We start from the raw sequence: 11,245 nt of genomic DNA on the forward strand, positions 1-11,245 counted from the left end.
AACTATAAAAAATACTCTATTAAATTTTTTCATTTTATACCTTCCTTTATTGAATATTTATATTATAATATACACACATGTGTTATTACCTAAATTAATACAAAATAATTCTAAAATGGATTATAATAACAACATAAAGAAAGAAGGAAAATATGATTAAAAAAATTGCTGTTTTAACATCAGGTGGAGATGCACCTGGAATGAACAATGCCGTTAGAGCTGTTGTTAAACATGCTCAAGCGAGAGGAATTGAACCCTTCCTAGTAATAGAAGGATACAAAGGACTAGTCGAAAATAATATAGTTCCAGCATCAGAAACAAATGTAGATAAAGAATATAGAAACGGTGGAACATTTATTTATTCTGCTCGTTTACCAGAATTTGCTGATATTAAGGTTAGAGAAATTGCTGTTAAAAACCTAAAAGATAGAGGAATTGAAGCTGTTATTGTTATCGGTGGAGATGGTTCTTACATGGGTGCTAAAAAATTAACAGAAATGGGAATTAACTGTATCGGTATACCAGGTACAATTGATAACGATATTTCTTCTTCTGAAACAACAATAGGTTTCGATACAGCTCTTAATACAGTTGTAGAATCTGTAGATAGAATTAGAGATACAATGAGATCACACAACCGTGTTGCTATCGTTGAAGTAATGGGACGTCATTGTCCAGATCTTACAGTGTTTGGTGGAATTGCTGCCAGAGCTGAAGCTGTTGTAACTTCAGAAAACATTTTCTCAACACAAGATTTTGTTGATGTAGTTAAAAAAACTCAAGAAATCGGTAAGAGATCTGTAATTATTATGGTTGCTGAATTAACATATGGAATTGATGGAAGACCTTCACTAGATGAAATTGCTAAAGAAGTTGAAAAACAAACAGGAAAAGTAACAAGAGTTTCTGTATTAGCACATCAACAACGTGGTGGTACTCCAACAGCAATGGAGAGAGTATGAGCTACTAGAATGGGTGTTCATGCTGTTGAATTACTTACAAATGGAATCGGTGGAAGAGTTGTTGGTAATAAAGGTGATGAAATTACTGACTTTGAAATCATGGAATCATTCAATATGCCAAGAAAATCAAGAAAAGATTTAATTGATATGACAAACAAAATGAACATTATTAAATAGCTAAATGCTATTTTTTATTTTTTTGGGAAATAACTAAATAAAAAAAGTGTTATACTTTTATTGAATATTTAATAGTAATTAACTACTAACATATTTATAAAAACAGGAGAAAAAATGCAAATTACAGATAAAAGAACTAAACTTGTTGCTACTATCGGACCATCATCAGATAGTGAAGCAATGCTAAAAAAACTGGCAAATGCTGGTATGACTACAATTAGAACAAACTTTTCACATGGTGACAAAGTTGAACAACACGAAAAAATGAAAAAGGCTTGAAAAGTTCAAGAAGAACTAAAAAGACCTATCTCAGTATTACTAGATACTAAAGGACCAGAAATCCGTGTTGGTAAAATGGCTGACGGACCAATCATGGTTGAAACAGGTGAAATCGTTACAGTTATGACAGGTAAAGATGACTTCGCAAACCACAGAGGTGTAAAAGGTGAATTTTCAGTTTCATACGAAATGCACTTAGATGTTAAAAAAGGAGACAAAGTTCTATTTGATGACGGTAAATTAGTAACTTTTGTAGAAGAAGTTCAAGAAGGTAAAGTTATTGTTAAAGCAATTAACAACCACAAACTTAAAGCAAACAAAAGAATTAACCTTCCAGGAATCGACTTCTCACTTCCATTCTTAGCTGAAAAAGATAGAAACGATGTTAAATTCGGTGTTGAAGCAGGAATTAACTATGTTGCTGCATCATTCGTTAACACAAGAGAAAACGTTCTAGAACTTAGAGAACTAATGGACGCTGCTGGTGGAAAACACGTTCAATTAATTTCTAAAATTGAATCAGTGCTTGGTATCAAAAATATTGATTCAATCATTGAAGCATCAGACGGAATCATGGTTGCTCGTGGTGACTTAGGATTAGAAATTCCTTTCCAAGATGTACCTTTCTGAGAAAAATATATCATCAGAAAATGTAGAGAAGCTGGTAAACCAGTTATCGTTGCTACACAAAAGAGGTTACAGACGTATACTTCGCTACAGAACTTGGTGCAGATGCAACAATGCTTTCAGGAGAATCAGCACTTGGACAATTCCCAGAAGAATCAGTAGCAGTTATGTCACTTATTAACATGACAGCAGAAAAAGAATTCTACAACAAACTATACTACCCAGTACAATTAGAAACAATCAGAAAAGTTTCAAAAGGTGCTAGAGCAGATATCGCGTTTGACGTTGCTACAAAAACTCAAGATGGTGAATATAAATTCGCAGTTGTTCTTTCAAGAACAGGTGAACTATTAAGAGAAGTAGCTAAATTCAGACCAAACACAGCTGTAATTGGTATTCTAAATGACGAAAAAATGATCGGTGGATTCGGTATTACTTCATCAGTATTCCCATCATAAAGAAGCTCTAAAAGCTTACGGTGCTAAAGCTGGAGATAAATTCCTAGTAGTGGAAAACGAAAAAACAACAGAATTCGTATTCTAATCAAAAAACAAAAAACATTAATGAAAAAATACCCATTCCAAGGGTATTTTTTTATTTAATTTATATAACTTCTTTTGATGCATTAACATAAGCACGAATTAATCCACCGGCTCCTAGTCTTTTTCCGCCAAAATACCTAACCACTACAACTAAAATATTTTCCTTCTTTTTTAATCTAATAATATTGAAGATTGGTTTTCCTGCAGTTCCACTAGGTTCTCCATCATCAGACATTCCAGCCATTTCAGAACCATTATTAACTAAATAAGCGTAACAAATATGACTCGCGTCGCTATATTGTCGTCTTATTTCATTCAATTTTTCTTCTACTTCTATTTTTGAATGCACCTCAAAAGAGTGTGCAATGAATTTTGATTTTTTTATTTCGTGTATGAACATATAATTAATTCTACCAATTTCATACATATTTTCAATTTTGTTTTATAATTCTAATTATGGGATTAGCAGATATTATTTTATGATCAGTGTCAATAACACTTAGTGTATTTTCAATAATCTTTGCGGGTTGAGCGGCTTACTCTTCAAGTAAGGCGAATACTCGTTTAAGAGATACCATCTCCGCAGAATGAGTGGTTAATGAAACGGCTAAGTTATTTTTCGATCAAATAAAAGAATTGCAAAAGCATAATGCAAAAGCGATTACTAAACTTGAAGGAGAAGTTACATATAAAACATATGCAACTTATTCAGCACACACACGTTTTAAAATAATACCTAAAGTTTCACAAAAGGTTCTTCTGAAAACAGATTACTCAGAATTGACTAAAAAGTATATAGAGTTAAAGAAATTGTTGGATCAACAATTTATAGAACAGGTAGATTTGAAGATGCTTTCATCACAGGCGCACATTCCTGCATCCGTTAAAAAGCAATTAATTAAATATCACAAAACAATAGCTGCATACACAAGGGAAATACTTTCGGATTATGTAGCGGAATCATCGAGGTAATTATGGACAAAAAACAAAAGAAACAAAAATTAACACCACAAGAAATTAAAGCGAGAAGAAAAACCCTTTTAATAGTATTTATTATATGTATGATTATTTTAGTAACATTAGCTACACCATTAATCATCATGGAGTCACAAGGGATTATTACAAGACCATAAGTGGTCTTTTTTATTTTCTAAATAATAGTTAAAGATTAAACAAAGGTAATTATTTGCTATATAATGTATCTATGAAATTAAAACAAGCAAAAGAAACTTACGCAAAAATAAGTAAAGCATATCATGAGGCAATCAGAAATATGAATCTTCAAGAAATGAGGATTCGTGTAAAGGATATTTTCCTTTTAATACATATAAAAGAATTCGCAGAAGGAAAAAGCGTTTCTGAAATGGCGGCGTATAAAATGCAAAATGAATGCATTGGTATTCGTACTGAAAAAGATGTTAACAATTTTAAAGTAAAGATTTCTAAAACAATAAAAAGATATGTACAGTTAGAATTAATCAAAACTATACAAGATGAACAAGATAAAAGAACACATAGAATTTATGTAACTCCAAAGGGAGAAAAAATCATTAGTGAGATCGAGTCTAGAGTTAAAGTTATTTGAGAGGAGAAGTATGAAAACCAAATCTCAAAATAAAAACACACCTCCTATTTCAGCAAAAGAAAGAAGAAGGAAAATGTTTTTAGACACACCAATGTGAAAACTTCTTATAAAGATGTGTTTACCTGGTGTAATAATTATGTCAATTATGGGGATATATAATTTCTCTGATAATATATTAGCAATTAACTTTGCTTATGATTCGTACCTTGATGTTGTTGGAGGTGATAGAGAAAACGCTCAACGTATAGTTAAGGTTATTATGGCATCAATTATGCCAATGATGAATATAAGTTTAGCTCTAGTTATGATGATAACTGTAGGTGTTTCCACTAGGGTTTCCATCAACTTAGGTAGAGGGGATGTTGATAGAGCTAGAAACACTATAAAAACTGGAATGATGATTGGTATGGCTATCATGATCATTACAACACCTATTATTATTGCTGTTTCTAAATCTTGAATTGCTACACAACTTCCTGATATGCCAGATCCACGTATGGCTACCTTGATACAAGAAGAAGGTTTTAAGTATTCAACCATTATTCTATGTTTCCAGGGAGTATTCTTCTTCAATAATATGATTTCTTCATTATTAAGAACAGAAGGTAGAATGAAGGAAGCAACATTAGCAATGTTTATTCCTGTTATTTTCAATTTACTTGCTGATTATTTATTGATGGGTCCAGGTAAAATGAGTATCGAAGGGGCTGCAACAGCCACTGCAATTGCTGATGTTATAACAACCATAGTGTTGGTTATATGCATTATTCGAGTTAAGGAATCGAATATTAGATTTAGAAATCTATTTGGATTCAAATTTGCTGCGATATCATTGGTTGGGATATTGCTTGTGGGTATGGCACCATTCTTTAGGAATGCAGCTCAATCAATCACTGGTACTGCACAAATGAACATTATCGCTGATATTGCTCAACATCTATATCCAAAGCAACCTGCGTATATGACGTTTATTCTAACTTCAGCATTTCCTATATTTGGATTATTTTTCCCAATGCTTTTCGGTATAGTTCAAGGAGCAGCCCCTGTTGCTTCATATAATTACGGAGCGGGAGAAACTAAAAGAGTTAAAAAAGCTGTTTTCTGATCGTTTATATATACATTAATATTAGGTATGATAGTTTGATTACTAGCTTCAGTGGTATTAATAGATCCGCTTCTTAGTGCCTTAGGTGTTGAACATGATAGAGCTAAGATTAAGACTGTAATCATGATCTTGATGCTAGGAGCTCCATTATTTGCAATAGCAATTGCAGGTATGGTTCTATTCAGTTCAACTGACCGTGTAGCATTCTCATTCATATCATCTACATGTAGAGGATTCATATTGTTCTTCCCAGTCATCTACATATTTAAAGCTATAGCAATCGCTAATCCACAATATGACGATGCATTCTGATGAATGTTCCCAACATTATCATTAGCCTCGGGTGTTGTGATAAGTGTGATGATGATTATCACTATGAGAAAAATCGATGAAAAACACACAACTCTTGATGAAAGAATTGAAATTGTTGATAAAGCAATCATTTCTTTTATAGAAGTTAAGAGAACAAATAAAAAAGCTAAAAAAAATCTTAAAGAAAAACAAAGATTGGATGAAGCAAATAGTAATCTTTCAAAAGCAGAATTACAACAAAAACACTCTCTTGAGAAAAAAGAATTAAAAAATGAAATTAGAAAGTCAAAAGAAGAAAGAGTGAAACAAAACAAAGAATTCAAGCAAAAATTAAAAGAAGAAAAAGAAATTCATTCTAAAAAGCTTGCTGAACAAAAGAAATTAGCAAAAACAGCCAAAAAGTAGTTAAGTTAACTACTTTTTTTATGCTTTTAACAAAGTTTAAATACATTAAAGGTGTATAATTTAAAAGCTTATTTAAATATAAATAAGAGTTTAAACAATAAGGAGAAAACATGTTAGTAAAAAAATTAAAAGAAGATAAATTATTCTTAGGTGGATTTATCGCTTTAGTACTTGCTGCTATTTTAGGTATAGCTCTTGGAGCTGCTACTATCGGTGCAAAGAACGGATTATGAAGTTTTGTAAACGTTTATGACGCTACAGATAAAGGTAGAGCTGCTATGGCATTAGGAGTTATTGCTTTATTAATAGGATTAGCTGCACTAGGGCTTATGGTGTTCGTAATTCTAAAACCAGAAATGTTAGCTGCTAAATTATTATTAATTATTTCAGTTGCATTTTTAATAGTTGTAATTATTTTCGGTTCAGTTAGTGTTGATTATGCAAACGCAACAGTTCTAAAATAAAAAATAACCTTTGTGGTTATTTTTTTATTTTAAGCAATACATAAAGCATTACTCTTTTAATTCTTGAAGAAGTGTAACGTCTAGAATTTGTTCTATCCACGAATTCTTCATATGTTTGTGCATCTATATGTTTTTTGAATAGATTCTCCATACCTTCAGAAATTAATGGGCACTCCGCTATTTCTTCAGGAGTACTTTCATTAACTACTTTTTGAAATTCCTTATAGTGATCCTCGATTCTTTCTGGAATTTTATCGAAAGTCATTGGTGTTCATTTCGAAACGTCTTTCCCTTCAATTATTTCTTTCCTAATAAAAGAAGCTGAGGCAAAGTTATCGTTTGTCTCGTCAGAATGAAACTCGACTGTTCTTTTTATAGAGTGAGGCTCCAGTTCTAAATTTTCTTCCACTATTGTTTTGATATATTCCAATCCTAAAATATCATTTGGTAAAGTAACATTTTGTCCACTCAATTCCGAAAGAGCTTCTGCTGCTGATTTCGGAAAAGAGAAACCTTGCTTTAAATATTTTTTAAGTGTCTTATTATATATAGATTTATTTTCTTTTATTGTGCGTGCGATTAAGAATAAATTATCGACATCATCAGACTCAGAACCAAATAATAATTTATCAGCTCCATATTTAACTGCGGTGTGAACAGCTCCTCTTGCAAAGATATGTGCTGCTTGAGTTGCATATTCAAAAGGGAGTTCATATACTTCATCTGCTCCATATTGCTTCGCTATAGAAGCCCTCTCCTCGAATGAAGCTACTGCTAATTCACCTCTTTGTACATATTTACCAGACATAATGATTATTATCTTAGAATTAGGTCAAGTTGTTTTTGCATACTCTAATTGATATATATGTCCATTATGAAAGGGATTATATTCTGCTATTATTGCTATTGTCATAAAATAATTTTAACATTTTAAATATTAATTGCTACTTTGCCAAATAATTTGCTATAATTCTTTTACTAAATCAATAAACTTATAAGGAGGCATCATGGCTATAGTACCAAAGAGAAAGACATCCAAACAACGTAAGAGAAATTGTGGAGAAAAAATCCAACAACATAGAGCATGTAAATTCTGTGGATTTTACAAAGACAGACAAGTTATTGAAGGTATTAATGACAAATAGAATTTAATACAATTCGAGAACTCATGTAAAAGATAGAAAATCTTTTTAAAAAGGACCTGTATAGGTCCTTTTTTTGCGTCTTTTTCCAGTATTTAAACAGCTGAAAAAAGTGGAAAAAAGTTGTATAGTTATAAATAAAAATGTTATAATGTGGTTGGTAGTGGAAAGGAGTGGAAATAATGTTTGGACATTTTCACAGGTCTTTAGACGACAAAAAACGTATAGTTTTACCTGCTAAGTTTCGTAAGGAACTAGGTGATGTTGTTTATGCGACTTTCGGACCAGACGGAATCTTAGAGTTAAGATCCGCGGACGAGTTTGAAGCAATGCGTGCGAAGCTTATGTCAAACAACATGCTTAACAAGAACTTGAGAATTTTCGTAAGAAAAATCTTCGGTAACACTGTTGACTTAAAAGTTGATAAGCTTGGACGTATTAATATTCCAGATCATTTCATTCTTAAAGCTGCCATCAAAAAGGAAGTTTCATTCGTTGGGGTTGGTAACAAAGTAGAACTTTGAGACAAAACTGCTTATGAAAGTTTCCAAAACGAAGTGGATTCAGAAGGTTCATATGATGAACTTGCTAATGCACTGTTCGAGTCAGGAGTTGAGATTTAATGGAAAAACATATTCCAGTTATGCTTGATGACTGTTTAGAACATTTAGAACTTAAAGATAATGGGACTTATGTCGATTTAACTTTAGGTCGTGGTGGTCATTCATCGGAGATTTTAAAAAGAATACCAAATGGAAAATTAGTAGCATTTGATAAGGATACTCAAGCCATTAAAGAAAGTGGCGATCGTCTTTCTCAAATCTCGAATAATTTCAATCTTATTCATTCAGACAACAGATATTTTAAGAATGAATTGGAAAAAATTGGAATTACTTCCGTGGACGGAATCTTATTAGATCTTGGTGTTTCATCTCCACAATTGGATGACGCGCTAAGAGGTTTTTCTTACAATAAAGAAGCACGCCTCGATATGCGTATGGATCAGACGCAGGATTTAGATGCTCATTTTATTATTAACAATTGAAGTGAAGAAGAGTTGGTTAGAATTTTCTATGAAAACGCTGATGTTAAGCTCCCAAAAAGAGTTGCGAAAGCAGTCGTTGAAAATAGACCGATAGACACTACACTAGAACTTGTCGATATTATTAGGAACTCACTTCCAGCTAAGATCGTAAGACAAAAGAATCCAGCGAAAGCTGTATTCCAAGCAGTGAGAATCGCAGTCAACAATGAACTAGATTCTCTTAGAGATGTTTTAGAGCAAGGAATCACTATGTTAAAACCTGGTGGTAAATTCGCGATAATAACATTTCATTCTATTGAAGACAGGATAGTCAAAAGGGTGTTTGGTAGTCTTACCAAAGACACCACTGGAAAACTTCCAGTTATGTTTGAAAAAGAATTCACTGTTAAAACAATTAAGCCGAAGAAAACAGAAGTCGAATTGAACAGAAGAAGTCGTAGCGCTAAGTTAAGGGTGCTCAAAAAAGAACAAGAAAGATAAGGGAAATCATGCAAAGAAATTTAATTACGAACGTTAAAATTTCCAAAGGTGCAATTCAAGTTATTTGTATCGAAAAAATTTCTACTGAACTAGTGGAGATATTTAATGATACAAAATGAACTACAAATCCTTTAGAACAAACACGTTTTATTAAAGATTCTATCGCACGAATTAATAAAGCAATAGGTGGAAAAATTAAATCTGTGGTTGCTATTGTAGAGTCTAACAAAAAGACAAACTTAGAAATCAAAATGTTTAATAAAGAAATCGCAATTGCTTCATCATTTGTGACACAAGATGATATTAATAATGTAATTAAATTAGCTGAAGCTCAATATCAACCATCTGGACAAGAAGTAATTCTAGTTCAGCCAGTTAGATACGTAGTTTCTGGTATTGAAAAGAAATCTTATAACAAAGCTCCGATCAACAAAAACGGAAAAAAATTAAAGGTGAAGGTAGCTCTTTCATCCATTTCCAAAGTTGTGAAGAATTATGTTAAAGAAATTATTGAAAATGCTGGACTATCAGTATCTCAAATACTAACAGATGCCCATGTTATACCACAAGCAACTATCTCTAACTCAGCTATTGCTGAAGGAGCTATCTCTGTGCACATTGGCATGAAACGTACATATGTTACTGTTAATGTTAATTCAGCAACTATATCAACATTTAACCTTCCATTAGGATTTATTAATTTGGTGGAAAAAGTTTCCGAGTACTTTGAATGCTCGTTAGAAACTGCTAGAAACCTAATTAAGGTCTATGGAAAATTGGATAAAGGTTCAGATGAAATTATTTTTACCACTCAAAAAGGTTTAAAATCAGTTTCATTTACACAAAATAACTTAAATTCAATTATTGGTCAATTTGTAAATAGAGTGGCTGCATACGCACAAGCATTCATTGGTAAACATGAGTCGCTGAAAAAATTATCAGTAGTAATAAGTGGAGAAATCAAAAACTTCACAGGGTTAAAAGAATTCACTAGTAAATCATTTAGTTCCGAATTTGTTTCAATATACAAACCATTAATGTTTATTGCGTCAAATACTAAAAATCTAGAAACAATCGGTACAGAAGAGTTTATTAGAAGATATGATAAAGTTATTGGAAAAGACTTTAATACAATCGTGATGACTAACCCAAATACAATCGATACATTAAGAAAAACAAAGACAAGCTTCATTGCAAGATTTATAAATAAAATAGGAGGAAAGAATGTCAGAACTACTTAATACAGACAATATTTTAAATAATAGCGAATCGCACATTGGTCCTAAAATAGACAATATCGCTACAATAAAAGTTGTTGGTGTTGGTGGTGGTGGTAACAACACAGTTCACTCTATGATTAAAGAGGGAATTCAAGGTGTTGAATTCATCGTTGCTAATACTGACGAACAAGTATTGAATGCTTCTATCGCGCAAACAATCTTACCATTAGGTAATAACGAACGTGGTTTAGGAGCTGGTGCAAACCCAGAAGAGGGTCGTAAGGCTGCTCTTCAATCAAAAGACATAATCAAAGAAACACTTAAAGGTGCAGATATGGTTATTGTCGCTGCCGGAATGGGTGGTGGAACAGGTACTGGTGCCGCACCAGTTATTGCTGAAATAGCTAAAGAGCTAGGAGCATTAACTGTCGGAATCGTAACTTCACCATTCTCATTCGAAGGTACAAAAAGAACTAAAAACGCTGAATTTGGTCTTGACGGCATGAGAACCGCTACAGACTCACTTATTGTTATCTCAAACAATAAACTTTTAGAGCAATATGGAGGAATCTCTCTCAAAGATTCATTCTTATATGCAGATAAAGTTCTTAAACAAACAGTTAGAACAATTACAGATCTAATTGCTATACCAGCGCTTATCAACCTTGACTTCGCAGATGTTTGTACAGTTATGAAGGGTAGAGGTTCTGCATTAATTGGAATTGGTAAAGAATCATCAGGTGATGACAAAGCTGTCAAAGCCGCAATTCATGCCATTTCATCTCCAATTCTTGAAGCTTCTATTAAAGGAGCAACAGATGCGATTATTAACGTATCTGGTGGGAACATAACACTTGACGACGCGAACCAAGCTGTTGCAACAATTCAACAAGCGGCTGG

The 11,245-nt window shown here is 32.6% G+C and carries 15 protein-coding genes; 13 read left to right on the forward strand and 2 right to left on the reverse strand.

Translation table 4 applies throughout. The annotated features are described in order from the left end of the window. Nucleotides 1–152: 152 nt before the first annotated feature. The 3 genes from pfkA to C4B25_RS05030 all read left to right on the forward strand — a co-directional run bounded on the left by pfkA (nt 153) and on the right by C4B25_RS05030 (nt 2,503). Nucleotides 153–1,139 carry a 6-phosphofructokinase gene (gene pfkA / locus C4B25_RS03910; RefSeq protein WP_131613753.1) on the forward strand — a complete coding sequence of 329 codons (987 nt, stop codon included), beginning with the start codon at nt 153–155 and terminating at the stop codon, nt 1,137–1,139. A gap of 114 nt (nt 1,140–1,253) precedes the next feature. After that, nucleotides 1,254–2,207: a pyruvate kinase gene (gene pyk, locus C4B25_RS03915; protein ID WP_335904867.1), complete on the forward strand. Its 954-nt coding sequence runs from the start codon at nt 1,254–1,256 to the stop codon at nt 2,205–2,207. After that, a complete protein-coding gene (locus C4B25_RS05030; RefSeq protein ID WP_335904868.1) occupies nt 2,159–2,503 on the forward strand; it encodes a hypothetical protein in 345 nt (114 codons plus the stop codon). Before pyk ends, C4B25_RS05030 begins: the two co-directional genes overlap by 49 nt. 145 nt (nt 2,504–2,648) lie before the next feature. Here the strand turns inward: C4B25_RS05030 and C4B25_RS03920 are convergent, their stop codons facing one another. Further along, nucleotides 2,649–2,987 (reverse strand): IMPACT family protein, encoded by a 339-nt coding sequence (locus C4B25_RS03920; protein WP_210725182.1) that lies wholly within the window; start codon nt 2,985–2,987, stop codon nt 2,649–2,651. Nucleotides 2,988–3,043: 56 nt separating this feature from the next. Here C4B25_RS03920 and C4B25_RS03925 point away from each other — a divergent pair, with 56 nt between their 5' ends. The 5 genes from C4B25_RS03925 (at nt 3,044) to C4B25_RS03940 (ending at nt 6,458) form a co-directional block, all read left to right on the forward strand. Further along, the gene (locus C4B25_RS03925) at nt 3,044–3,559 is read left to right on the forward strand and encodes a hypothetical protein (protein ID WP_131613756.1); all 516 of its coding nucleotides are present in this window, start codon (nt 3,044–3,046) and stop codon (nt 3,557–3,559) included. A gap of 2 nt (nt 3,560–3,561) precedes the next feature. After that, nucleotides 3,562–3,720 (forward strand): hypothetical protein, encoded by a 159-nt coding sequence (locus tag C4B25_RS04765; RefSeq protein ID WP_168380701.1) that lies wholly within the window; start codon nt 3,562–3,564, stop codon nt 3,718–3,720. A gap of 71 nt (nt 3,721–3,791) precedes the next feature. After that, the gene (locus C4B25_RS03930) at nt 3,792–4,205 is read left to right on the forward strand and encodes a helix-turn-helix domain-containing protein (RefSeq protein ID WP_131613758.1); all 414 of its coding nucleotides are present in this window, start codon (nt 3,792–3,794) and stop codon (nt 4,203–4,205) included. Next, entirely contained in the window at nt 4,183–5,994 is a 1,812-nt protein-coding gene (locus tag C4B25_RS03935; RefSeq protein ID WP_131613761.1) for an MATE family efflux transporter, read from the forward strand. The genes C4B25_RS03930 and C4B25_RS03935 overlap by 23 nt, the downstream gene beginning before the upstream one ends. Nucleotides 5,995–6,104: 110 nt before the next feature. After that, nucleotides 6,105–6,458 (forward strand): hypothetical protein, encoded by a 354-nt coding sequence (locus C4B25_RS03940; RefSeq protein WP_131613763.1) that lies wholly within the window; start codon nt 6,105–6,107, stop codon nt 6,456–6,458. A gap of 16 nt (nt 6,459–6,474) precedes the next feature. Here C4B25_RS03940 and C4B25_RS03945 read toward each other — a convergent pair whose 3' ends face one another. Continuing rightward, a complete protein-coding gene (locus C4B25_RS03945; protein ID WP_131613765.1) occupies nt 6,475–7,371 on the reverse strand; it encodes a nucleotidyltransferase in 897 nt (298 codons plus the stop codon). Nucleotides 7,372–7,465: 94 nt separating this feature from the next. Here C4B25_RS03945 and rpmF point away from each other — a divergent pair, with 94 nt between their 5' ends. The 5 genes from rpmF to ftsZ all read left to right on the forward strand — a co-directional run. Then, nucleotides 7,466–7,603, forward strand: a complete 138-nt coding sequence (rpmF, locus tag C4B25_RS03950) for a 50S ribosomal protein L32 (protein WP_131613767.1) — start codon at nt 7,466–7,468, stop codon at nt 7,601–7,603. A 179-nt stretch (nt 7,604–7,782) separates the two neighbouring features. Next, nucleotides 7,783–8,223, forward strand: coding sequence for a division/cell wall cluster transcriptional repressor MraZ (locus C4B25_RS03955; RefSeq protein WP_131613769.1), 441 nt, complete (start codon nt 7,783–7,785; stop codon nt 8,221–8,223). Then, a complete protein-coding gene (gene rsmH, locus C4B25_RS03960; protein ID WP_335904869.1) occupies nt 8,223–9,125 on the forward strand; it encodes a 16S rRNA (cytosine(1402)-N(4))-methyltransferase RsmH in 903 nt (300 codons plus the stop codon). The genes C4B25_RS03955 and rsmH overlap by 1 nt, the downstream gene beginning before the upstream one ends. 8 nt (nt 9,126–9,133) lie before the next feature. Continuing rightward, nucleotides 9,134–10,366 carry a cell division protein FtsA gene (locus tag C4B25_RS03965; RefSeq protein WP_131613772.1) on the forward strand — a complete coding sequence of 411 codons (1,233 nt, stop codon included), beginning with the start codon at nt 9,134–9,136 and terminating at the stop codon, nt 10,364–10,366. Next, the coding region (gene ftsZ, locus C4B25_RS03970) for a cell division protein FtsZ (RefSeq protein ID WP_210725183.1) at nt 10,350–11,245 on the forward strand (896 nt) is incomplete at its 3' end. The genes C4B25_RS03965 and ftsZ, both read left to right, overlap by 17 nt.

It is taken from the genome of Mycoplasma todarodis, assembly GCF_004335995.1.
Lineage (GTDB): Bacteria > Bacillota_I > Bacilli_A > Mycoplasmatales > Metamycoplasmataceae > Mycoplasma_K > Mycoplasma_K todarodis.